At 27.7% G+C, this 25,353-nt stretch carries 26 protein-coding genes; 25 read left to right on the forward strand and 1 reads right to left on the reverse strand.

Going from position 1 to position 25,353, the window contains the following annotated elements:
- The first annotated feature begins 101 nt into the window (after positions 1–101).
- From ABWP20_RS14670 to ABWP20_RS14735, 14 genes are all read left to right on the forward strand, one after another.
- Positions 102–1,295, forward strand: coding sequence for a radical SAM/SPASM domain-containing protein (locus ABWP20_RS14670; RefSeq protein ID WP_353096760.1), 1,194 nt, complete (start codon positions 102–104; stop codon positions 1,293–1,295).
- 34 nt (positions 1,296–1,329) lie between these two features.
- The gene (locus ABWP20_RS14675) at positions 1,330–2,250 is read left to right on the forward strand and encodes an ABC transporter ATP-binding protein (protein WP_353096761.1); all 921 of its coding nucleotides are present in this window, start codon (positions 1,330–1,332) and stop codon (positions 2,248–2,250) included.
- The gene (locus ABWP20_RS14680; protein WP_353096762.1) at positions 2,243–2,971 is read left to right on the forward strand and encodes an ABC transporter permease; all 729 of its coding nucleotides are present in this window, start codon (positions 2,243–2,245) and stop codon (positions 2,969–2,971) included. Before ABWP20_RS14675 ends, ABWP20_RS14680 begins: the two co-directional genes overlap by 8 nt.
- Before the next feature lie 23 nt (positions 2,972–2,994).
- Entirely contained in the window at positions 2,995–3,408 is a 414-nt protein-coding gene (locus tag ABWP20_RS14685; RefSeq protein WP_353096763.1) for a hypothetical protein, read from the forward strand.
- 168 nt (positions 3,409–3,576) lie between these two features.
- Positions 3,577–4,395, forward strand: a complete 819-nt coding sequence (locus ABWP20_RS14690; protein WP_353096765.1) for a S8/S53 family peptidase — start codon at positions 3,577–3,579, stop codon at positions 4,393–4,395.
- 26 nt (positions 4,396–4,421) lie between these two features.
- Positions 4,422–4,655 carry a hypothetical protein gene (locus ABWP20_RS14695; RefSeq protein WP_353096766.1) on the forward strand — a complete coding sequence of 78 codons (234 nt, stop codon included), beginning with the start codon at positions 4,422–4,424 and terminating at the stop codon, positions 4,653–4,655.
- Between the two features lie 76 nt (positions 4,656–4,731).
- Positions 4,732–6,408, forward strand: a complete 1,677-nt coding sequence (locus tag ABWP20_RS14700) for an ABC transporter transmembrane domain-containing protein (RefSeq protein WP_353096767.1) — start codon at positions 4,732–4,734, stop codon at positions 6,406–6,408.
- Positions 6,409–6,471: 63 nt separating this feature from the next.
- On the forward strand, positions 6,472–6,933 hold the full coding sequence (locus ABWP20_RS14705; protein ID WP_353096768.1) for a hypothetical protein: 462 nt from the start codon (positions 6,472–6,474) through the stop codon (positions 6,931–6,933).
- On the forward strand, positions 6,914–7,294 hold the full coding sequence (locus ABWP20_RS14710) for a hypothetical protein (protein WP_353096770.1): 381 nt from the start codon (positions 6,914–6,916) through the stop codon (positions 7,292–7,294). The genes ABWP20_RS14705 and ABWP20_RS14710 overlap by 20 nt, the downstream gene beginning before the upstream one ends.
- Before the next feature lie 21 nt (positions 7,295–7,315).
- Positions 7,316–7,876 carry a phospholipase A2 family protein gene (locus ABWP20_RS14715; protein ID WP_353096771.1) on the forward strand — a complete coding sequence of 187 codons (561 nt, stop codon included), beginning with the start codon at positions 7,316–7,318 and terminating at the stop codon, positions 7,874–7,876.
- A gap of 208 nt (positions 7,877–8,084) precedes the next feature.
- Entirely contained in the window at positions 8,085–8,252 is a 168-nt protein-coding gene (locus ABWP20_RS14720) for a hypothetical protein (protein ID WP_353096772.1), read from the forward strand.
- Positions 8,253–8,850: 598 nt separating this feature from the next.
- Positions 8,851–9,654 carry a CPBP family intramembrane glutamic endopeptidase gene (locus ABWP20_RS14725; protein ID WP_353096773.1) on the forward strand — a complete coding sequence of 268 codons (804 nt, stop codon included), beginning with the start codon at positions 8,851–8,853 and terminating at the stop codon, positions 9,652–9,654.
- Positions 9,655–9,720: 66 nt separating this feature from the next.
- Positions 9,721–10,539, forward strand: coding sequence for a GNAT family N-acetyltransferase (locus ABWP20_RS14730; RefSeq protein WP_353096774.1), 819 nt, complete (start codon positions 9,721–9,723; stop codon positions 10,537–10,539).
- Positions 10,540–10,810: 271 nt separating this feature from the next.
- Positions 10,811–11,899: a BtrH N-terminal domain-containing protein gene (locus ABWP20_RS14735; protein WP_353096776.1), complete on the forward strand. Its 1,089-nt coding sequence runs from the start codon at positions 10,811–10,813 to the stop codon at positions 11,897–11,899.
- Between the two features lie 226 nt (positions 11,900–12,125).
- Here the strand turns inward: ABWP20_RS14735 and pdxR are convergent, their stop codons facing one another.
- Positions 12,126–13,532 carry a MocR-like pyridoxine biosynthesis transcription factor PdxR gene (gene pdxR / locus ABWP20_RS14740; protein WP_353096778.1) on the reverse strand — a complete coding sequence of 469 codons (1,407 nt, stop codon included), beginning with the start codon at positions 13,530–13,532 and terminating at the stop codon, positions 12,126–12,128.
- Between the two features lie 153 nt (positions 13,533–13,685).
- On the opposite strand from pdxR, the gene ABWP20_RS14745 reads away from it, so the two are divergent.
- The 11 genes from ABWP20_RS14745 (at position 13,686) to ABWP20_RS14795 (ending at position 25,049) form a co-directional block, all read left to right on the forward strand.
- Positions 13,686–14,042, forward strand: coding sequence for a YbaN family protein (locus ABWP20_RS14745; protein WP_353096801.1), 357 nt, complete (start codon positions 13,686–13,688; stop codon positions 14,040–14,042).
- 82 nt (positions 14,043–14,124) lie between these two features.
- Positions 14,125–14,595 carry a pyridoxamine 5'-phosphate oxidase family protein gene (locus ABWP20_RS14750; protein WP_353096780.1) on the forward strand — a complete coding sequence of 157 codons (471 nt, stop codon included), beginning with the start codon at positions 14,125–14,127 and terminating at the stop codon, positions 14,593–14,595.
- Between the two features lie 288 nt (positions 14,596–14,883).
- Positions 14,884–15,210 (forward strand): chemotaxis protein CheX, encoded by a 327-nt coding sequence (locus ABWP20_RS14755; protein WP_353096803.1) that lies wholly within the window; start codon positions 14,884–14,886, stop codon positions 15,208–15,210.
- Between the two features lie 380 nt (positions 15,211–15,590).
- The gene (gene helD / locus ABWP20_RS14760) at positions 15,591–17,888 is read left to right on the forward strand and encodes an RNA polymerase recycling motor HelD (RefSeq protein WP_353096782.1); all 2,298 of its coding nucleotides are present in this window, start codon (positions 15,591–15,593) and stop codon (positions 17,886–17,888) included.
- 269 nt (positions 17,889–18,157) lie between these two features.
- On the forward strand, positions 18,158–20,113 hold the full coding sequence (locus tag ABWP20_RS14765; protein ID WP_353096783.1) for an ABC transporter substrate-binding protein: 1,956 nt from the start codon (positions 18,158–18,160) through the stop codon (positions 20,111–20,113).
- 250 nt (positions 20,114–20,363) lie between these two features.
- Complete coding sequence (locus ABWP20_RS14770) at positions 20,364–20,951, forward strand: DUF3841 domain-containing protein (protein WP_353096784.1); 588 nt, start codon at positions 20,364–20,366, stop codon at positions 20,949–20,951.
- 384 nt (positions 20,952–21,335) lie between these two features.
- Positions 21,336–21,992, forward strand: coding sequence for a response regulator transcription factor (locus tag ABWP20_RS14775; RefSeq protein WP_353096785.1), 657 nt, complete (start codon positions 21,336–21,338; stop codon positions 21,990–21,992).
- Positions 21,989–22,654: a hypothetical protein gene (locus tag ABWP20_RS14780; protein ID WP_353096787.1), complete on the forward strand. Its 666-nt coding sequence runs from the start codon at positions 21,989–21,991 to the stop codon at positions 22,652–22,654. Before ABWP20_RS14775 ends, ABWP20_RS14780 begins: the two co-directional genes overlap by 4 nt.
- A 47-nt stretch (positions 22,655–22,701) precedes the next feature.
- Entirely contained in the window at positions 22,702–22,845 is a 144-nt protein-coding gene (locus tag ABWP20_RS14785) for an ATP-binding protein (RefSeq protein WP_353096788.1), read from the forward strand.
- On the forward strand, positions 22,802–24,085 hold the full coding sequence (locus ABWP20_RS14790; RefSeq protein WP_353096790.1) for a hypothetical protein: 1,284 nt from the start codon (positions 22,802–22,804) through the stop codon (positions 24,083–24,085). The genes ABWP20_RS14785 and ABWP20_RS14790 overlap by 44 nt, the downstream gene beginning before the upstream one ends.
- 196 nt (positions 24,086–24,281) lie before the next feature.
- On the forward strand, positions 24,282–25,049 hold the full coding sequence (locus ABWP20_RS14795) for a dienelactone hydrolase family protein (protein WP_353096791.1): 768 nt from the start codon (positions 24,282–24,284) through the stop codon (positions 25,047–25,049).
- Positions 25,050–25,353 lie beyond the last annotated feature (304 nt).

Genomic DNA, 25,353 nt, shown 5'->3' on the forward strand with positions numbered 1-25,353 from the left:
GTGGCGGCATAGAAAGTTAAACTTTTTGTGTCTAAGCTATTGACACAAGTCCAATTAATTCAAAATGGTATAGGTTTGATAAGTTTGTATTTAATAAAATTATGGATGAAAATAATGAAATTTATAATAGTGTCAGAATAAAACTAATAGAAGATGGGCTAATTGATTATAGAAACAACAATGATTTATTTAAACATGGGAGACAAAAGAAAAATTCTGGACTTTACGAAAAAAACACTATTTTTTTTAAGATAACTAATAATTGTAATTTAGCCTGTGAGTTTTGCTGCGCTTCATGCTCAAATCAAATTTTAGATAAGGATATGAGTATTACTGATTTTAAGCTAATGTTTAATAAAATTAAAAAAATAAAAACAAATAGATTTGTAATAACAGGTGGAGAGCCGTTAATGAATCCAAATGTGTTGGATATATTAAAATATTGCAAAGAAAATTGTGATAATAAAATTATTTTATTAAGTAATGGTTTATTGATCAATAAAAATAATTTTGAAGACATAGCAAATAGTATAAATTTTATTGTATTAAGTGTGGAGAATTTATTTGATCTTCAAAATAAAACTCTCTTTTTATCAAAATTTAAAAAAATAATTGAGAACTTTAAAAGTAAATTAGTTGGAGTTACTTTATCATTTGTGATAACTAAAAAGAACAAAAAAAATGTTTTGGATTTTATTGATTATTGCAATAAATTAAATGTTGGCATTTCTTTAAATGTTGTCGCACCTATGGGTAAAGCTAATGATAATACTAGTTTGCTATTAAATGAGGACGAAGTATTTATGTTGTTTATGGATATTTACCAGTATATTAGAGAACAAAGATTTGTATCTGACATTATAAAAGATTCTTTATTTCCTGAATTTTATCCAAGAGAAGCTTGCTCTGCTGGTAAAAGAATTTTATCTGTAGATGTAAATGGGAGTATAGATGCGTGTCATAGTATTGAGAATGATGATTATAATTATGGAAATATTAATGCTGAAGAAATTGGAATAATCTCTGATACTTATAATAAAAAGTTCTCTAAATTATATGGATTAAGTATTGATAAAAACATGGAGTGTAGAGATTGTGAATATAAATACTTTTGTGGTGGAAATTGTTATGCAGAGATACTAGATAATGAGAATATGGGAAAAAGAGTAATGTGCAAATTTTATAAAAAATTAATTCCATATAAATTATTATATTTCGATGGAAGGAAAGACTTTCAGAGTAATTTAGATGAATTTTTTAATTATTGCAAAATCAATAGTATAGCTGGAAGTTAATGTCTTTAGTGATTATTATATAAGGGGTGAGCAGATGGAAGAGGCCGTATGTTTAAAAAATATAACTAAAAGTTTTAATGGTCAAGTGATTTTAGATAATATTAATTTATCTATTAAAAAAGGTAGTATAGTGGGATTATTAGGTAAAAACGGAGCAGGCAAAACTACTTTAATGAAATGTATTACTGGCCTTATAAAGCCTGATACAGGAGATATACTTTTTCGGGATCAGAATTTTAAAGATAAAAGAGTAAATTTAAAGACTAAAAGCATAGGTTATATTATTGAATACCCTGGATTTTACCCAGATTTATCAGCAAAGGAAAATTTGAAAATATTTTCTCTATTATATGGAATAGAGGATAACAAAAGAATCGGTTATGTATTAAAAAAAGTAGGATTATCAAATACACAAAACAAACCATTTAAAAATTTTTCTTTAGGAATGAAACAAAGGCTTGGTTTAGCAAATGCGCTACTGTCAGAACCTGAAATTTTAATATTAGATGAACCTATAAATGGTTTAGATCCCATAGGAATATCACAAATGCGAGATTTGTTGAAACAATTATGTAAAGTCGAAGGGAAAACAATACTAATATCAAGTCATATTTTATCAGAAATTGAATTAATAGCTGATGAAATATGTCTACTAAACGATAAAAGAATTATTGAACAGGTAAAAGTAAAAGAATTAGAAAAAAACAAAGATTCTTATATTGTGATAGATACTGATAATTGTAAAAGAGCTATTGAAGTAATACAAGATAGACTAGGAATTAAATTAATTTATAGACAAGTTGAGCGTGAACTTAGGATTTTTAATAATGGAATAGAAACTTATCGTTTAAACGATATATTGGTTAATAACGGAATTAAAATTAATGAAATATATAGAGAGAAAAGCGGCTTAGAGGAACATTTTAAAATGATGTTAGGTGAAAGAAATGATTAATTCTATTAAACGTCAATTTAAGAAAATAAAAAATAACAATTTAATGAGAAATTCAATATTAGTTATATTAATTTTTTCTTTATTTATTGTCTTTAAGGATTTATTTGTAAACACCTCAGTTAGCAAGCAAGGAATAGATAAGTGGATATATTCGAATATAATGATCTGTAATTTTATTTTGTTACATACTATTAGTATCTTTTTTATTACTTTCATCGTCCAAGACGAATATGCAAATAGAACAATAATTAATTATCTACCATATTTAAAACATAGGTATTATTTTATTATGGAAAAAATGATTGTTTGGTTTGTATTACATGTAATAATGACAATAACTACATATTTGGTAATATCTATAGGTTCACTATTCATTTTTAAGACAAATAATATTATAGAGAGATTATTTTATATTGGAATTAGATATTTAAGAACTTGTATACTAGGATTTATGATCTTGAGTCCAGTTATAATATCTACAATTAAGCAAAGGGAGTCGTATCTACGATCTATTATAATAGGGATTATGAGCATAATTTGTTCGGTAACTTTGATTCAGCTAGATGGAATTCTACCATTTATTCTTCCTTGGAGTGCATCACTTATATTAAGTACAGGCATTGAGAATCCATTAAGTGCATTTGGTCTATTGAGCGTTATTATTTTATTTATTTTGAGTTTGCTATTTAGTTTTAGAAATATTGAAAAACAAGACTTATAATTCAAGTACTAGGTGGCATTAATATGAAATTAAATATGAAAAGGACTACCCTGGTTGTATTTTATACAATTATAACTTTTATATTAATTTGGACTTTTAAAGGAAATAAAGATAAATTATGGGAAGAAGCTTATCAAAAAGGAGATTTTAAAAAAATGCAATCTCATTTGTTTATAACAGATAGGTATGATGAAGATTTAAATAAAACTATAGAAAAATTTGTTGAGGAACATAAAATAGAAATAAAATTTATATACAAAGATGAAATAATTAAATATAAGTCCGATTTTGATGGACAAATTAAAGAAGAAGATGTTCCCTCTATTTTTTTGATTGATGAAGGGAGTATAAAAGATAGTTTGAATTTACAAGAATATAGAGAATTAGATATGGATGAAATGAATAAAGAATTAGTAACTTACTTTGAAGTTTATTAACAATTTAAAATAAATCTACTTGGTAAGGATAATAGGAAAATCAATATATAGAAGTAAAATTTAAAACTTAAAAATAATGTGTAAATTAAATATTTTGTATAATTAAATATTTTAATAAAAAGCATCAAATATAATTTAATTTAAAAAACAATTTTAGGAGGTTTTCAATTGATTGAAGCTTTTAAAAAGACATTAAAAATTGGGATAATTGATAGTTATTTTGATGCAGATGGCTTGTTTTTAGGAGACAATATAAAGATTATATGTGAGAGAAAACAAATATATGGAATAAAGGACAATAATCATACAAGTAGAATACTAAATATTATAGTAAGTGAATTAAAAAATATATCAGATATTAATGTTGAAATATATATTTTTCCAATATTGAATGATGAGAATAAAGGGATTAATAGAGACCTATATCATGCTTTTAACGAATGTATACGAAATAGAGTTAATATTATTAACTTAAGTTTAGGAACTGTAAGAATATATAAAGATTATGTATTTGATAGGTTGGTAGAGGAGGCCTTTAATAATGACATATATGTAGTTTCTGCTTATTCTAATACAAATGCAATAACTTATCCAGCATGTAAAAAGAATGTAATAGGAGTAAAGTCTCTGGTAGGTGGATATAGTTATATTTATAATAATGATGATTTTATATATGCTAATAATGATATATGTTTTAAATATAATTACATAAGTGTAAAAAATAAATATGACATTCCTTTAATAGGCAATAGTTTTCTTTGTGCAAAAGTTACAGGGATAATATCTAATCAGTTAATAGAAAAAAAATTTAGGTTTAATAGTGTATCCGATGAATTAAAAAAAATGGCATCAACAAATTTAAATATTGATTCTTTAAACAGAAAAATTGTTTTGCTTTATGAAATAGAAGAGAATATTAAACTTATAGAGATAGATAGTGATAAATTCATAGGAATACTACAATTAAAAAAAATAAGCTCAATATAAAGAATACGAGATTGCAATATAGTGTTTTGGATTATAAGTTATATACAGATTATTGTTTCTTGGAAGATTGTAATATTTTAATTCCTAATTTATATAAGTATTTTTCAAAAGAGGATATCAGCCAAGTATTTGGAGAACTTTATGATATTGCAATAAAAAAGAGATTTAATTTAATTTCAAGGTTTGATTTATATGACTATATAAATGAAGATATAAAAAAGGTGTTTTGTACCAATGGCTTAGATATATTGAGGATTTAGATAGATTATAATTAGAAAGTTTAATAAGTTTTTATTATGGTTGATGAAATAAATATTTCAATAATGGGTTGATAAAATGTTATTTAAAAAAATTCGTAATTACAAAAGAATAAGGAGAAAAAATAATTTTATAAGTTTTTTAAGGGAATTCTGTATAAATAAAAAACTTATAATTTTATATGTTATCGTAGTTTTATTTATGATTTTAAATGCTATTTTATCAATATATAGACCAAAATATCAGGGCATAATTATTGATGGATTATCTAGAGCTTATTTAATTAATATAAATAAATTGCGTAATACGCTATTAATTTTTCTGGGAATGGTAGTTGTTCAATATGTTATTGTATATATTAGAGATATTCTTGATGTTATGATTTCAGAAAAAATAGCGGAAGATTTAAGAAATAAAATTTTCTATAAATATAATTTTATAAGAATAATGTTATTAGAAAAATATTCTCTTAATGATATTATCTTAAAAGTTGAAAAAGATATAAATCTAGTGAAAACATGCGGAATTAATGCAGTCTTGTGTATAATTTCAAATATTATAATAATTTTTAGCATATTTCCAGTTATTTTTAAAATTAATTTAAATGTTTTTGTAGTGACGCTTATTATGTTCTTATTATATATATTAACTAATTATATCCTTAGTAAGAAAATCATGAAAATAAGTAAATCATTTTTAGATTCATATAATAATTATGTTTCTATATTATCAGAAATACATAGAAATATAATTGTTAGTAAAATTTTCAACCTTTATGAATATACCCTAAAAAGATATCTAGATAGTAATAGAGAATATAAATTGCAACAAGTTAATCAAGAAAAAACATATATTATTAATAGGATGATTACGATCTTAATTCAATATTTAGGACTTTCTGTAACTTGGATAATTGGCTTTGTTAATATTATTGATGGAAATATGACTATTGGAACTTTGATTGCACTTATTAGCTATCAAAGTATATTGATGAACCCAGTAATTAGAATTGTAGACTCAGTTAATAATTTTAGTAGCGCAAAAATAGCTCTGGATGATTTATATGAATTTTTTAATGAAGATGAAATAAATGAAAATTGTAAACTTAATATTTATAACATAGATAATATCGTAGTTGATGCCCTAACATATAATTACGTACAAGGAGATAGATACATTAAGTATGATAATTACAGCTTCTTGAAAGATGAGAAACTTGTTTATGCTATAGTTGGAAGTTCAGGTTCAGGTAAAAGTACATTTGCTAAGATATTAGCTGGGATAAAAGAGGATTATATAGGAAATATATTAATTAATGGTAAAAATTTTAGAGATTTAAATAAAAAAAGATTCTGGGAGTGCATTGTTTATATAGAACAAAATTCTCATTTTTTTGACGATACAATGATTAATAATGTGTCTTTTGATAAACAAATAGAAAGAGATGAAATAATTCAAAGAAGTAAAGAATTAAGCTTGAACAAAGAATTTGAAAATCGATGGGATGAGATTATAAATGGAAATGGAAATAATATTTCTACTGGACAAGCCAAGCGTTTAGATTTACTTAGGGGTATTATGAAAAATAATGTATCAATGTATATATTTGATGAAGTTACCGAAAATCTTGATTATAAAAATAGATGTAGAATATATGAGATTCTAAACCGATTGTCACAATCAAATATAGTTATCTATATTACGCATAATGAGGAGGAACTGAAATTCTTAAAGCATAAAAGAATAGATCTTTAATAAGCTATTTGGCAGAATTGATACATATAGCTTTTAATATAATGTAAAATAGGGGGATGATAGATGAGAGTATTAAGGAAAGTAATATTCTGGATAGTTATAATAGTAGCTTTTGTAAAAGTTATATATGTTAATGATATTTATTTGATGGATATATCTGAAAAGATCGTTTACTATTATAGAACTTTTGCAGTAAAAGAATATGAATGGGAAAGTTTTAATCCCAATATTGAAGGGATATATTATATAGGATCTGTTGATTGTAAATATTGTAGGGAATATTTATCAAATTCTATTGAAATTTTAAAAGAAATGCAAGAGGCAGACAATGATCTTGAAATAGTTTATCTTAACATTAATATGGAAAAGGATTTTGAAGATTTATCTTTTATCAAATTTTGTGATGAGTACAATATAGATACTATTCCAGCAATTATAAAGATTAAAAATTCGAGTTATAATTTATTTAGTACTAAAAACATAAAGAAATATAGTAGGCGACAAGATGGAAAATTTTCGCAATAGTAGAATTGTACAGGTATTTTTAAATATAATTAATATCTTAACCATATTGTCTTTTATTCTATTAGTGTTATCGTTGTTGTTTGTAAATAAATTTGAATCGTTGCATATTACAAGTATATTACGTAAGATTGGATATTTTATATTTAGACCGTATTTAATAACTTTATGGCTTTGGACTTTTTTATTTAATTTGTTTTTATTAAATAAAAATGGAGTAAATAGATTTATATTTATGTTATCTACATTTATAGTTATCATACTAATATCTGTAGTTACTTTTGCTAACGCACCATATATTAAAGGAATCAGTGATTTACCATATATCTTGAAAATGATTTTGAAGGCTTTTTTTCTTTTTTAGTGAATGAGTTAGGGGGGCATGATGAATAAATTTAAAAGTTTTTTAAGAATGGGTGTATTTGTATTAGCTCTTACAATATTAGTTTTTCCAACTAATATTTTTGCAAATACTCAATCCATAGGAGAGAGTTATTATGAGGTAGAAAAAATAGGTGAAGTTGTAACTAAATATATAACGGTTAATGAAGATCAAATTTTCTTTGACGAAGAAAAAGCTAAAGAGAATAATGAAAATGAAGAAGTTATAGAACTAGGACACTTATTAAAATCTGTAAGTGATTCTTATTCTATTGGAGTTGAAGAATCACCTACACATATGAGCGCTATTGGATTACCTATATGGGGAAATTATTGCGGTCCAGGATACGGAGGCAAAAATTCCACAAAACCAGCTAAGGATGTGTTAGATGAAGGGTGTAGAAGGCATGATAATTGTTATAAATGGGGAAGAAATAATTGTAACTGTAACAGGGAGTTAGTTAGATATATAGATGAACATAAAAGTGAAATGAGTGGAAATATGGCAAGAGTTGCATGGGCAATTAGAACATATTTTAATACTATAGGAAGTATTGGATGTTAAAAAGTTAGAGATAGAAGTGGATCATTAATTTCATAAGATATAAATGCGTTAAAGTTACTACAGATTACAAGAGTCGATATGAATATATTGGCTCTTATTATTTTGCGTTTTTATTTAAAAAACTCTAACTTATATACAAAAGTTAGCTGACATTAAATATATTTCAAAATATAATTTAAGTACAAAAAATAAAAGGGGGAAGACAAGCATGGAAATGTTATTAAAAAGAATTGATAGAGCTACAAACGAGGTGATTAATAAAAATGTAATTATGGATATGACAGAAAGACAAATGGTTGATTTAATTTCTGAAGATGCAATCTTTATAAAATCTATATCAAGTGCCTGCCCTACAAGCTTTTTGGCATGCTGTTAATTAATTATAATACAAACTTTAAATTTAAATAAGTATAAAATAATTACTATGGAGTGTCTTAAATGAATATTTGGGCATGGACAAGTAGTTTTGCAAAGCATTTGTAAGCCAGAGAGAATAATTATATCAGATGATAACTAATGATTCTAAAAAATAAGTAATATAAAACAAAGACCACTTGGGTCTTTGTTTTATATTTGTAGTGGAAATTATTCTTTTGGTAATCGGACTAGAAAAAGTATAAGGAAAATCATATAAAGAAACTATTATAAACTCAGTGATTTCAAATAAAATATTACCACTGGTTAATTATTATGAATAAAACATGAGGATGGTTCACTTGTTGAGATTAAAGATATCTGCTATTCTATATTTAGCAAAGATCTTAGCTATTTCGATAGATTGGAGATGCATAATAAGGGATTAGGTATATATTTTATGAGGTGGAAGAAATGTGAAAGTTTAATATCTTGAGTATTAAAAAGACCAATAGAATTGCGACAAAATAGGACAAAGTTTAGATAATACTTATGATACAGTATCCATAATATTAAAGCTAGATATTATAATGTAGATTATTATTAGTTGGAGGTATCATATGTATAAAAAAACATATGTAAAAATAAAACTATTACTATTTCTAGTTGTGTTCTTATTTTTATTTGTCGTCTATTGCGTAACTATGCCTATAGGGGATGTTCATTATAGGGAATACACCTTTCATTTCTTTAACATGATATTATTATTTATAACCATGATTTCGATATTGATTTTAGAATTTCAGAGTTACTCAAAAAAGGATTGGGTTATTGCTAGCTTGTTTGGATTATTGTCAATAGGCACTACTACGCCTGTTAATGTAACTGGTATAATAAATGGAATTTGTGTCTTTTTTTCATATCTTGCAAGTAAAACGCTATATGGTGATTATGATACGGGAATGGAACTATTGAATGTAAAGAATGTTCAAGAATTTCTCGGCGATTTGAAATGGATGTTTATTGTCAGTGGTTACTTTATCTTAATCAAGTTTATAAGGGTTTATAAATCCCATAAGCCATTTCAGTTTTACTTACATTGGGATGCATTATTTCAAGCCTTAGGTGCTAGTATTTCTGAGGAAATTGTTTTTCGCTTATTTCTATTTGCTGTTGTTGTGCATATTAGAAAAGGTGATGTTAAATTAAGCTTTCTTGCCATCTTAATTATGGTTCTACCTTTTTCATTATTTCATTTTGTAGAAGTGGGTATTTATGAAGGGATATTAGCAGCATTCATAAATGGGATGAACTTGTGTATAGTTATTACAGCTCTTACGTTTTTGGCTTTAAAGCGTAATATATTTACAGCGATAGGAGCCCATTTCTTAATAGATTTTATATCTTTTGTATTTTTTAAGTGATTAGTAATACAATGCTTATAATATAAGTAAGGCATATTTTATTTATTAATAATTCGGGAGGCCAATATGATTAAAGTAGATGGTTTATATAGAATAGAGAATTATAAGAAAATAACCAATGATAATTGTCCTAGTTTTTCTGGGATAGTCGCTGGAGAATGCAAAGGCAATTTATGGGTTGATGATATTGAAAATCCAAACATTGCAATTGTAGAATCTTATGCAGTTGGAAGCTTTGCGTTTTTAGGAGAGATTAAATCTGATGAAGAATATAAAAAAGTTGAATCCTTTATTAAGGATGAACTGTTCCCAATGTTAAAAACAAAAGGTATTAACTATTTTGAGTTTACAATTGAAAATGATAATTTAATAGGACATATACTTAAGATGTTTTCTAATAAAGAGATACAAAGGGAAAAAGAATATACATTTAGAAAGAGCGATGAAGTTTCTAGACTTCTTAGCCTGCCAAATGAATATACGATACATAAAGTAGATTATGAATTTTGGGACCTAATAAATGAGGGAAGTATTGAAAATGGAATTCTAGTGACTGAAAGGATAGTGGAATCGTGGGAGAGCTTTGATGATTTCTTTAAAAAGAGCTTAGGATTTTGCATAATGTGCTCCAAGAAAATTGTTGCAGCTATTGTAGGGACTGGAAGATTTAATAATATTATTCCAATTGATATAGAAACTGAAGAAGATCATAGACATAAAGGACTAGGATTAATAATGACTAGAGAGTTTGTCAATGAATGTATAAAGAGAGGGATAATTGCCCAGTGGGATTGTGTAGAATCAAATCCTATATCACGAAAACTGGCAGAAAAAGCGGGATTTAAATTTATGAAACAAAATGAAGTATACTGGTTTAATATATAATATTTTGATATGTGTAATAGCTGTGTATGAACTTTGAATAAAAGATATGATTTGCAGGTGAGTTGTTTAATATATATCATATCTCGCCCGAAACTGAAAAAATACCTGAGGAGTTAATTACTGAAGTTTGTTTTCCAATTAAGAAAAACTAATATATCATTGCTATCGCTTAAAAACGATAGCAATTTTTTTTGTTTCGAAAGCTTGACTCTAACATTATGAGAGGATATATACTGGTAAGTAAATACAAAAATGAAAGGAAGATTTAAACATGAAGATTTTAGAACTGCCACATTGTCTTTCTGATTATTTATGCCCTGTAAATGGTTTATGTGATATTTACCAATGGAAAACAGGGAAAAGGTTGCCAGAAGAACTTATATTTTATTCTCATACAGGATTTCAACTTATTTCGCAAAATAAATCTAATCCTCCTAAAATGATTTTTTTAGGGAATACAAGTATTGGAGAGAGACAATTTAATTTTTGGAAAGATATTATAGGATACAATATTTTTTCAAACGAAGACAAAACATTTGTAAGTACACTTTCAGAAATTAAAGAGTTGATTGATAAGAATATTCCTGTTATTATTTTTGGACTTGACATGTTTCATCTTGAATATCAAACAAAATTTTACCATAAAACACATATTCCAGGGCATGTAGTTTTAATGGTCGGATATGATCATAAAGGCATTTACATCCATGATAATTCAAAGCAGGGAATCCAAAGTATATTTTTAGATGATCTACTACTTGCATGGCAAAATGATTATATTGGTATCAGTAAGAAAAATGCATATTTCGGAATTGATATGAAAGAACCTAATGTTAACGTAGGAAATATTATTAAACGAGGACTTCATAAAACAGCCAATTTATTTCTAAACCCACCTGTTTCTTTTATGGGATCAAAAGGATTAGAGCGTTTTTTAACTGAATTTTCAACATGGCATACAGTTTATAGTGATAAAATTCTCAAAAGCATCTACTTTCATTTTATTACATTTACTGGTAGCACATTGCCAGAGCCACCATCAGAATTTAATAATAATGCATCTGAAATTAATAATCCACATCAAGCTGCTAGAGATGCTTTAGCAGACGCTCTATTAAAATATATCGATAATTTTGGTGAACCATCATGGAAATTATATGCTCAAGCATTTAAAAAAAGTGGCGAGATTATTGAACAAGTAGTTCATGGATTTACTCAAGATATTTTGAGTAATACATTTAATAATAGCCTTAAGTATGCCGAATTGTTTAGGCAGATTAGGGATATTGAAACACAAGCATATAAAAATTTCTTATGTTCATCACAAGACTTGAATCTAAATCAGAGGAACAAAATTTAAACATTGCTTTTTAATTATATTTGTTTTTCAAACTGTAAGTTTAAATATAGAAACCTAAACAGGCAAAGTATACGGTTAAATTATACTTCACCTTTTTTATTTGAAAAAAGAAAAAGGCATATCAATATACTGTAATCTAATATCTATATAAACAAGAAAATGAAATAGGAGTGATCTAAACTTTATAACATAGCCTATAGAATATACTATCAATACTTTAATCTTTTCATCTATAAATTGCATTGTATAATTCTTTTATTGCTATAGGTATATTATTAAGACTAATATTTCCAAAACCTAACATTACTTGATTTTTGGGGCATTTGTTTTTTTGAAACCAATAGATATCAACTGGATAAATGGTCACATCATTAATAGCTGCTTTTTTAATTAACTCGGTTTGCTTATATGGAGAGTTTATACTTATCAATAAATGTAAACCAGCACCGCTACCTTGTATTTTAGCATCTTGTTTAAAAATATCTTTAATGGAACTACATAATAGTTCATATTTCTTTTTATAATATGTTCTTAATGTATTTAGATGTTTTTCGAAGTAACCTTTTTCAATAAATTCAGATAATGCAATTTGTAACATCTTAGGAACTGTACAATTGGTTAACTTGAATAAATCATTATATTTTTCATATATAATATCAGGTAATACCATGTAGGATATCCTTAAATCTGGTGATAGAGATTTTGAAAAAGTACCTAAATATATGGTTCTCATATTATTGTCTAAGGATTGCAAAGAAGGTATGGATAGCATATTATACCGCAGTTCGCTGTCATAATCATCCTCGATGATATAGCTGTTATTTTCATTAGCCCAAGCTAATATTGAAAGACGTTTCATGATTGAAAGTACACATCCTGTAGGGAATTGATGAGAAGGAGTAACATATAATAGGGTTTTGTTTAATTTAGATAACCCATCTGTACTAATTCCATCATCTTCAAGTAGTACAGGATTAATAGTGTAATTACTAGATTCAAATATGGCTCTGGTTCCATCATATCCAGGTTCCTCCATTGAAAAAGTATATTGGTGATTTGGAAATAATTTTGTAAGGATTTCTAAGGATTGCTGATGTCCACTGGTAATGATGATTTGTCCAGGAGTACACCGAACTCCTCTAGCTTGATATAAATAGCGTGCAATTGCTATTCTAAGTCGAAGTTCTCCTTGTTTCTCCACATATGTTAGAGCAGGCTGAGAGGTAATATGGTCAAGTGCCAAAAGTATACATTTACGCCAAGTATTCATAGGAAAAATATTGGTATCTATATTACCATATTGAAAATCAAATTTATTTGTCTTTAATTCTATATTTTTAATTTGAATATTATATGGCAAAATATCTGAATCAGAATTATGTATTGAAGTAAATGTTGAAACTGGATTTACATAAAAACCAGATCCTGTAACAGCTCTTATATAGCCTTCGATTTCTAATTGGTGATATGCTGATATTATGGTATTTCTTCCTAAACCTAGATCAGCAGCAAGAGTACGGGTGGAAAGAAGTCTGCTATTTGGTTTTATAATACCATTCAATATATCATTTCTTATTTGTAAATAAATCTGTTCGTAAAAAGGTTGTTTTGATGCGCAATCAATATGTAGCATTTTTCCCTCCTGATTTCTTAATTGGTTCTATTAAAAACTTAAAAACTGGTACTTTAATATAAGCCAATCATAACATATAATGAACTAAAAACAAATAATGGATTATTAAAGGGGGAGTCCATTAAGATAAAAGTCAGATAGAGGTGAGAGCTGCTGAGATATTTATATTTAATTATTGGATTTTTATTTCTTGCAATTGGTTTAGTAGGTGTGGTTTTGCCAGTATTACCAACTACCCCATTTTTACTAGTTACAGCTTTTTGTTTTGCAAAGGGTTCTAAAAGGTTCCATAATTGGTTTACTGGTACCAAGCTATATAAAAAACATTTGGACGGCTATATAAGGGAACGAGCAATGACATTGAAAACAAAACTATCAATTTTAATTTTGGCATCATCTATGATGATAATTACTTTTTTCGTTATCAATGTCTTATCAGCAAAGATTTTTCTTATATTTGCTATCCTTTTTCACTGGTGGTATTTTTTCTTTCGTATTGAAACGAAATAGATGGAAAGGTGATGTTATTATATATTATCTTCATATCCATTTTGTAATCAGATAATTAATAAATATAAAGGAGGAATTTACTATGCAACACAGAATGAAAACACATCCATTAACTAAAGAGCAAATAGATAACTTGCTAATGGAAATACAGACAGGTTGCCTTGCAACTTTAAATGCCAATGGTTTTCCATATGTTACACCTATACATTTTTTATATCTTGATAATGCAATTTATATCCACGGTTTACCAAAGGGACAAAAAATCAACAATATTAAAGCAAATCCTAAAGTAAGTATGACTGTTTATGAAATGGACTCACTAATACTTGACCCAGATGGTAATCCTTGCGATACTAATACTAAATATCGAAGTGTGATTATAATGGGAACTGCGGTATTACTTGAAGATATGGAACAGAAAAAGAAAGTACTTAATGGAATTATTGAGAAATATACGCCTCAACTTATTGACAAACCTTTACCAGAAAATATGATAAAGGGGACTGCTGTAATGAAAATATCAATAAATGAAATTACTGGAAAATATTATTAAAGAGAATTTTAAGGTATATGAAAGTTAGATTGATGGATATTTATTAAAATCGACTTATATCAGAGGAGAGTTTAGATAAATTTCTGCTAAGAACCTGTTTTTACATAGAAAAGAAGAAGTGGTTTCATAACTAAAACTAGCTATGAAGCCACTTTTTTTATAGTTTAATAATATTTCCTATAATCACAATATCTACAACAACATTTCTTTTTACAGTAGTTACAAACTATTGTACCTATTGTTACTGTAAAGAACTCTCCCTTTTTAGCAAACCAGATAATTATTGTTATTGGAATAGTAGGGAAAATACGAGGACAGGTTTATTTAGAATTGTCTCAAGAAACGGCGAAGAATATAGTTTCTGCAATGATGGGGAGGATGACTGTAGTTGAGATAGACGAAATAAGCAAAAGTGCTATTTCAGAAATGGCAAATATGATCATGGGGAATACATGTATTCTATTTGGACAAAGATCTGTTCAAATTGATATTACACAGCCATCTTTGATGCTAGGTAATAATATTGAAATATCGAACAAGCAGCCAACAATCGCAATTCTGCTTAAACTTAGGGAATATGGTCAGTTGACATTAAATGTAAGTATGGAGCATTAAACAGATTATGTTAAATTGAGGTCGTAAAAAGTGCGGATACATGCAAAGAAGAGAGGCTATTATTGTCAGAGTTTTCATCTTAAAAACGACAATTGGTTTACATAATATATAAAAAGGTCAATTCTATAGAGAAATCGACCTTTTTCCTTTTCCAAATATATTATAGCCTAAAAATACCAAACGTACAAGAAAAAATTTAAAATATTACGAATTATAGAGATAATGTGATATAATACTCCTCTTGTATAATAGTATCATGTATTTATTGATATCATGGACCTTTATTTTTTCTTGTATATTATATAGTATTAATGTACTGTCATTTCACCGCTTAAACGTTATTTTTATATTTATAATTTTATATAGGAGGTGTAAGTTTTATGCAGGTTCAAAAACATCCGGCATTTGATGCAGAAAACAAATACTTAGAGGATACATGTAAATGTATAGATGGGGAGATAGATTATCTTTCTGATGAAGTGGAGAAAATGGATGAAGAATTATTAAAATTTAAAAAATCAGTAGGTGGTAATTATAGTGATGATGTCATCGTAAAAACTACAATTCATGAAGCAAATAAGAGAAAACTTAATCAATTAAAGAGGGCAGGGGACAAACCGTATTTTGGAAGGATTGATTTCAAAGATATTGAAAAATCTCAGTGTGAAACCTTTTATGTTGGCAAAACAAGTTTAACTAGGAAAGATAACAACAAAATGCTTATTGTTGATTGGAGAGCTCCTATAGCAAGCTTATATTATAGTGGTGAAATAGGGGAAGTAATGTATAAGGCACCTGGAGGATTAATAATAGGAGATTTGGAACTTAAAAGACAATATGAAATAGAGAATAAGAAATTAATTAATATTTTTGATAAAGGCCTTACTCCTATGGATGAATATCTGCAAACAGCATTATGGGAAAAGAAGGATAATAGACTTAAAGATATTGTCAATACTATACAGAGTGAACAGAATGATATCATAAGAGCAGATAAAGGAAAGGTCCTAATAGTACAAGGTGTTGCAGGAAGTGGAAAAACTACAATTGTCCTACATAGGATAGCATATCTTATGTATACTTACCAAGAAATCTTCGATGCTGAAAAGTTACTTATTATAGTACCAAATAATCTTTTTCTAAATTATATATCTGATGTATTACCAGACTTAGGAGTTGAAGAGATAAAACAATTTACATTTGAAGACCTTGCATTGTCTTTATTAAATGCAGAATATGAGTTAGTAGATATTGAAACTAAGTTTTATCAGCTTTTAGATTATCAGAATTTATCAGAAGAATATAGAGAGAAATTACAGTTAAGTTCTTTTTTAAAAGGTTCTATGATGTTTAAAAATATAATAGATAGATATGTTAGAGACTTATCTTCAAATTTAGTACCTAGAATTGATTTTAAAATTAATGACTTTATTATATATTCATATGATGAAGTGTTAAAAATGTATGAACAAGATTATAGTTACCTTCCAATTGTGCCACGCTCAAAGAGAATACAAAAATATATGGAATCAAATATTTCAGATAAAGTTAAGACTATTCAAGAGAAAGTTATCAGAAAATGTAACAATAAAATAAAAGAGTTGAAGGATTCTGTAGAAGATATAGACTTTATTAGAGATAAGATTATACGAGTATATGACAAGAGAGATAAGATTAATAAAAATTTAGAGGATTCCATGTACAAAGCCATAAAACGATACTTTGACCAATGGGAAAACCTTGATATCATAACATTATATAAAGGTCTAATATCAGATTGTGAGAAATTGGAAAGATATAATAATGGAGAATTTGATAAAGAGATTATTACATTTATAAATGATTATTCTAAAAAGATATTTGATAATGGAATGTTAGAGAGGGAAGATTTAGCTCCTTTATTGTATCTTCATTTTAAACTTGAAGGATTGTCTTTAAAAGGGAAATACAACCATATAATAGTAGATGAAGCACAAGACTATAGTGAACTTCAAATGTATATATTAAGACAGCTTAGCAGCAATGATTCTTTTACAATAGTAGGTGATATTTCCCAAGGAATACATTCATATAAAGGTATAGGCAATTGGGAAGAGTTAATGGAAAATGTATTTATAGGCTGCGATAAGGAATTACTGAAATTAAGAAAATGTTATCGTTCTACAATGGAGATAATGAACTTTGCTAATCAAGTAATAAAGAAATGGAAAAAGTCGGATATAACCCTTGCGGAGCCTGTATTAAGGTCAGGAGACAAGCCTTTAATTATAAAAAAGAATAATGATGAAGAGATCATAAAAGATATAGCCTTGAGGATAAAAGAACTTAAAGAAGAAGGTCTTAAATCGATTGCTGTAATATGTAAGACCACGGAAGAGAGTAAAGATACACATCAGGCATTGAAGGATATTATGGATGAAGATATACATTTAATTACTGATAAAGACATTTCCTATGGAGGTGGGATAGTAGTAATTCCAACATATTTATCAAAGGGATTAGAGTTTGATGCTGTTATAATATTTAATTGCTCAGATGAAAATTATATTGAGGACGAACTTCATATAAAATTGTTATATGTTTCAATAACAAGACCTTTGCATAAGCTTTTTATATATTATAAGGATAACCCATCAGTATTATTGGATATTGAAAGTGATTATTTTAATGTCCTATAGAGATATGGATATTGATAAAATGACCAGCCTTTAGTTCCCATGGATTATATATGTACTGCGCTACTAAGGTAAACAAAGATTTGCTAAAAATGATAAAAGTCTTTTACTAATTATGTCAACTAAAGGATTTTTGTACAGATTGTCTTTATAGTAAACTAATTTGATGTTAATATACTTCTCGATATACAAATTATTTAAGATATAGTATAATAAGCATAGTTAGTATCAACTAACTATGCTTATAAATTTGTTATTGAGGAGCTATAATTATGCAAAATAACAAGAGAAAGAAAGAAAATTTTAATAAAGAGAGTATAGCTGATGAAATTCGAATCTGGGAACGTTCATCAATTTCTTTAGTGGATATACGTCATAGGATTATAAGGCCAGAGGAAGGAATTAAAGGCTATCGAGTACCTTCTAATATGTTTCTTTATACTGGTGGAGGCAAGGCAGAAATAATATTAGACGGTAAATCTTATATGTCAGAACGGTTTGGTATTTTTCACGGAGGCAAAGGTACAGAAGTTTCTATACGACCTATGTGTGACTTGCTGGAATACTATATGGTACTGTATAGGTCAGGAGAACCCCCTTTTTATAAAAGGGAGTTTATACGAATGCTTGAGAAAATAGATCCATTTAAGCAACAATATGGATTTTCACCTACTAATCCAATTTTCTTTATGGAGCAATTACGAAAAATGTATGAATATTGGAAGTTTCCAGAACCATTGGAGTTATTTTATGAAAAAACAGCATTTTACCAACTAGTGTATGAAATTTATAAGGAATTAAATACCGGAAATATTCATGTTTTTCAGCCGGATGTAGTAGCAATGGCGAAAGGATATATGGATGAACATTATGGAGAGCAGATTTCAATCCAGTTGCTTTGCAACTTATTGAATATTAGTCGCAGTCACTTTCATAAGATATTTACAGAACAAACAGGAAAAAGTCCTAAGGATTATTTAATCAACAAGAGATTATCTGCTGTAAAAAAGTATTTATCCCAAACTGATTATACTTTAAAAGAAATTGCTCCTATGTGTGGATTTTCTGATGAATTTATTTTAATGAGGACTTTTCGTAAGCATTTAAAAATGACTACAAGAGAATATAAAGACATAAGTACATATGAGCAAAGACATCAAGTAATGGAAAGTGATCCACCATTCCCTTATAATGAAGAAAGCTTGGTTAGTCTAAGCAAACTTAATATGGAAGGGGTATGTTCTATGTTTAAACAGATAAAAAGCAAAACAGTAATTGTAGCTGCTTTAAGTTTAATGTTGCTTCTTACAGCTTGTAATAGTACTATAGGTACAGAGAGATTTAGTCAGGAACCACAGTCAGTTACAGTTCAAACGCCGGAAGCTGAAATAGAGGAAACCAGAGTAATTAATACGGTCTTAGGTGATGTGGAGGTACCCTCAAATCCTAAAAGGGTGATTGTGGATTATATAGTAGGAGATATAGCTGCTCTTGGAATTGTTCCAGTAGGGATTTCGAAGGTGGAGGATAGAGGAGTAGGGACAGCTTTTGAAGAAGGCATAAAAGAGGCTGCTGTTGTAGGAGAATGGGAGCTTGATCCTGAGTCAGTAATGGCGTTGGAGCCTGATTTGATTATTTTATCATTTTCAGATAATCAATATGAGGATCTATCTAAAATTGCTCCTACGGTATATGTTCCCTATGGATCTATGACCACAAAAGAACGCATTACTTATTTAGGAGAAGTGCTAAATCATCAAGAAAAAGCTCAAGATGTTCTCAATGATTTTGAGAAAAAAGTAGACCAGGCAAAGAAAAAACTTCAGGAAGTTGGTTTAGAAAAGAATAGTTTGACAATTCTTCAAAGCGATGAAGGAGGAGGTAATTATGTAGCTGGATCTAAACATGCAGTTGGTGTTCTGGTATATAATGAACTTGGTTTGATTCCTCCTGAGAAGGTAAAAAAGGAAATTATTGATGCAGATAAATACTGGGGAAATCCTTCTTTAGAAGTATTGGATGCATACTGTGGAGATTATTTAGTTCATTTAGGAGAGATTCCAGAATCATTAAAAAGCAATCATATCTGGAATTTAATTCCTGCTGTTGAAAATAGACGAATCATTAGTGTTGATACAAGACTATCATGGTATACGGATATTCTATCGGCAGAGTCAATTATAGATTTATTGGTTGATAACCTAATAAATATGTCTGTTTCTCAATAACTACTGTAAATAATCAAAAAGATTCTACATTCCATAGGACAAATAAAGATATAATATGATACTAGTGAATTTGTAGATTTATCTAAGACTAATGAGAGCTTCAAATGTGGTAGAAGATCTAGTTGTGGAAATCTTAGATAAAGATTATATGAGAATTTAAGAGATGATAAATTGGAATTAAGATAAACAATAGGAAAAAGAACTTGAAATTGGGAGTATTGAGGAAATTAAAAAATAGGAGATTTTAAATATGAGGATATGGACATTGCAATCAATTAATGTTTTGGAGAAACTAAAAAAAGAAAAGATTGTCACCTGTGATGAGAAGTTAGCATTCTATTTAAAAGATGAAGATTATTCATTTTTACAGCAATATAATTGGATTAGGGATAAAATGATAAATAAAATAGGTGATAGCTCTTATAAATCTAATATATATCCTATATGGGGATGGTACATTTATGAAGGGCAACATAAGAAACCAGATTTAAGGCACTCTGCTCATGGGCCATCGGGAGAACAAATGGCTTGCATTGAATTAGAGATTCCAGATGAGAAAGTTTTATTAAGTGACTTTGAGTTATGGCATTATGTTCTAAATAATTGGTATATAGGAAATAGTACAAATGAAGAAGAACTGGATGCTGAATGTGAATGGTTGGATTCATTATCAAAAGAAGAAAGACAAGATTTAAATGAAAAATCATGGGATAAAATATTTAATATAAAAGAATGTCTTAATAATGAAATTTACTCTTCAGGAGAATATATTCAAGGTACGTTTTGGGAATTAAGACTTGATGAAGTAAAAAAGGTACAAATATTTAAAGCAAGATAAGATTTTATAGTACTAAAAAGTTAATACAGGAGGATTTGTTGAATGGGGAATTCATGGAGTGGACTAAGACGAGAATTAGAAAATGATTATATATGTGAATCCTTAAAAGGAAGACGATGAAGGTTAAAAGAGGCGAAATATTCGGTCACATTGTGATTGATAAATTCGCCTCTTTTTATATATGGTAGAGTATTTAATGAGTTATATAATTCTTATATGCAGTAGAGTAAAGTCAGCCATATAAAGTTAAAGTCTAATATAACTAAAATAATTGAATACCTGTATTGTTTTGATATAATGAAACTAAAATATGGTAAATGTTACAAGTTCATTAATACAGATATTTAATGTGGAGAGATGAAATTATGAAAGGAGAATATAAGGATGACGAAAATTCTAATAGTCGAAGATGATAAATCTATTAATGATCTTATAGCGATGAATCTTTCGATTATAGGATATAATTGTGAAAAAGCTTTTAGTGGCGATGCAGCTGCAGAAATGATAAAACGGGACAAGTTTGACTTGATTTTATTAGATATTATGTTACCTGGAGTTAGCGGTATTGATTTGTTGAAATTAAATATATGCGAAGATACTAAAGTAATTTTAATTACTGCAAAGGGAGGATTAAATGATAAACTTGAGGCATTTAATCTTGGAGCCTATGACTATATTGTAAAGCCATTTGAAATGTTAGAACTAATTGCTAGGGTGAAAGTAGCATTGAAAGATGGAAATGATAAAGATAATATAAAAATAAAAGATGTTGAGATAAAATTAAGAGAGCATAAGGTATTGAAGGCTGGAGATGAAGTGGATTTAACTATTTTGGAATATAACTTATTGGACACACTTGTTATGAATAAAAATGTAGCTTTGTCGAGGGAGAAACTTTTAGAACTAGTTTGGGGCTATGATTTTATAGGTGACAGTAGAACTGTAGATGTCCATATTATGAAATTACGTAAAAAATTAGATTTTGACGATGTTATTAAAACTGTTTATAAAATGGGATATAGACTTGAGGTAAGCAAATGAAAATAAAGTATAAATTGATTTTAGTTACTGTATTAATCTTTATTATTACTATAAATATTGTGGCGGGTATAGCTATAAGTCAGTATAATTCTTTATTCATGGAAAGAGAAATAAACTCAGCAAAAAATGAAATGAATTTTATTATAAATAGTATTGAAAATTATGCAAAGGATTTACAGGCAAGGGGTGGAATCTATAATAAGGACAGTTTGATTTCAATTATTAAAATTTATCAAAAATACTATATAGCTCAAAATATCACTTTAGATTATGGTGATGAGAATAGTAAAGATAGTATATTTTGGGATACAGAAAATGGAAGTATTATAATCCAAAATAGATTTAATCAACCTTTTGAAAATATTTCTCTTATTTTTAAGAAAAGTTTTAGAGATATTTATGACTTACAAAAAAGTTGGAATTTCTTTTTTATAAAAGTATATTTATTTCTCTCTGGAATATTAATTTTTTTACTAATGTTTATTATTGGCAGGATATTTAAGCCTTTAGATAATTTAATTGATAAGACAGAAGAAATAATTTTTGAAAACTCAAAAGAAAAACTAATTGTAACTACCCATGATGAAGTTGGAGAACTTAGTATGAAGTTTAATGTAATGCTTGATTTACTAAATGAAAATATGGATAAGATCAGGGTTTAGGAATAGAGAATAAAGATTTATCTTATATTTTCGACCCTTTTTATAAATTGGATAAAAATAGGTCTGCAAGTTATAAAGGTGCTGGATTGGGACTAAGTTTATGTAAAAGAATTGTGGATTTACATAATGGAAATATGGAAGTTAAAAGTGAAAAAGATAAAGGAACTGTATTTTATATATTGCTTAATTAAGTTAAATTTACAACTTGATCATAACTTTATAACATCTTTATTAAAAAATAATGTTAGTATTGATAAAAAGAAAGAGGTGTTATATTATGAAAAGATTAAAAAAATTAAAGGATTTCCTGTCATTGGTGTAGGAACAATGCTATTAATATCTGCAATTGCTTTTCCTACTGTGGCACAGAATATTCAGGTTAGAGGAATTGAAAAGGCAAATAAAAACATAAAGATTAATTCTTCAGAAATTCCAGATATTATTACTGTGAAGAATCAAGGGGAAGCTAAAACTGAAGATATTATTACAATGACAGAGGAAGAAGAGGAGATATTTGATGATATTGTTTTATTGCTACAAAAATCTACATTATTAATATCACCAAAAAATCGGGAACTTAGTGAAACTGAATCAAATAGGATGATAGAGCTGAGAAAACAGTTTAGGGCAGGAAAGATTAAGAGTGAAAAGACCATGGCAATAGGAGAAAACCTTGAAAAACCATATTATAATCCTGGAAATGAAACATATTATTATCCTGAGACAGAAGCGACAGATGAACAGATACTTCAAATCATAGATTTTGATGAAAAACTTGATAGAGCATTCTCTAAGTTTTATGAAACTTATATTCAGGAGGTTGTGGAGAACTCAGACTCTAAAATTTCAGAGGAAGAAGCAATAAGGTCAGCTAAAGATATTATCGAGAAGGTATATAACGTGGAACTTGATAATATGAAAATAAGCTGTAGTTTCGATGTAACTGGGTTGAACAATGAAAGTTTTTGGAGAGTTGTATTTCTACCTGAAAATTTGGATACTTTAAGAGAACAGGAAAAATTATATTGGGAATATTTTTCAAAAGTTGACATTTATGATGGCAAAGTAGAATATGTTGATTCATTTTATAGCAACCAGAGAGCAGAAAGAGAAGGAGCAGAAGAAACAGATTTAAATAATATAGAGGAACATAAAAAGATATCTGAAGAAATTCTAATAGAAAAGTTGAATATGGAGAATGTGGAATTCCTTAAAGCCTATGTTCGAAAGCCTAATAACTTATTATCACATAAGATAACCAGTAAAAGCCTATATCTAGTATTCAAGGCAGAAGATAGGTATGTAGAAATTGAATTTTTATATGGAAGTAAAAGAATGGTGGCATTATTTTTCTATAATGACCCAGTAGAGCTAAATGAAAGAATTAATGAAAGAGAAGAAAAAGGTATAGGTAATATTATAGTAAATTGAAGTACAATAGTATAAGTTAATTGAAGAGAAATCTCTGTTAATGAATAAATTCTTCACTGAAGACCTCCAAAAATAATTTTACAAATTATATGATAGATCTACTTATTTATTGATTGATTGTATTTATATGATAGATATCTATGGTATACTATATAAATAAATAGGTAATCAGTTGTCAGAAAGTGGGGGAAAATATATGGTATGGTCAATATTTCCATATGAAAATAATTTTGTTACAACAACAGCAGAGAAAATAAATGGAGTTCCATGTTTAAAATTTAGACCTAAAAATCATGAAGGGTTATTACCAACAATAATAAATTATCATGGATGGCATTCTAGTAAAGAATTTAAAAAGTTTGAGTCTATGACTATTTGTACCAATGGATATCAAGTAATCGTACCAGATGCGTTATATCATGGAGATAGAAATGCTATAGATCATGACGATCCTGAAAATATTAATAAATATTTTTGGGAAATAGTGTTTCAAGGAATTAAAGAATCAAGACAGTTTATAGAATCAGTTATTAAAGAGCATGATACTGATCCAACTAAGATTGCAGTTATGGGGGATTCAATGGGAGCTATTACTGCTAGTGGTGTGTTTCTTCATAATCCTAACTTAAAATGTCATATTAATTTTAATGGAAGTTTATCATGGGGAGAGAGTATTAAAAATAACAAATTACCTAAAGATGAGGGAGAATATAAGGAACTCATAGAATTTTATGATCCCATAAAGAATGAAGAGAAAATAAAGGAAAGAGCTATTTTAATTTTACATGGAACAGAGGATACCTCATTATCAATTGATGATCAAAAGTTATTTTTTAATAAAATGATTTCCTTATATAACGAAGATTCAGATAAGCTTCAATTTATAGAAGCAACTAATATAAATCATAGAATAACTACAGGGATGTTGGAAAAATCAATAATGTGGATGAAGGAATATTTGTAAACTTTGAGTATGAATATTTTAACATAATCAACTTTAAGTAACATTATAAGCTTATTGTAATGATATGTATTTTATATTCCTCAGTTTGAGATTAGTCAACTGCTAAATATATACACTATATGATAAACAATTTAAAAAGTGTCTATTTGGACTGAACCTGATTATGTAGACTTAATAAATAGTCTATTTGCTCAGGTTCAGTTTTTTTATATTCTAAAGCAATCCTATTAAACACAACACGCTTAAAAGCACGACAGCATTCACCTCTGCTGATGTGAACCAAGGCTGCGATCTCCTTTAAAGT

It is taken from the genome of Tissierella praeacuta (assembly GCF_040396155.1).
In the GTDB taxonomy this organism is placed as follows: Bacteria; Bacillota; Clostridia; order Tissierellales; family Tissierellaceae; genus Tissierella; species Tissierella praeacuta_A.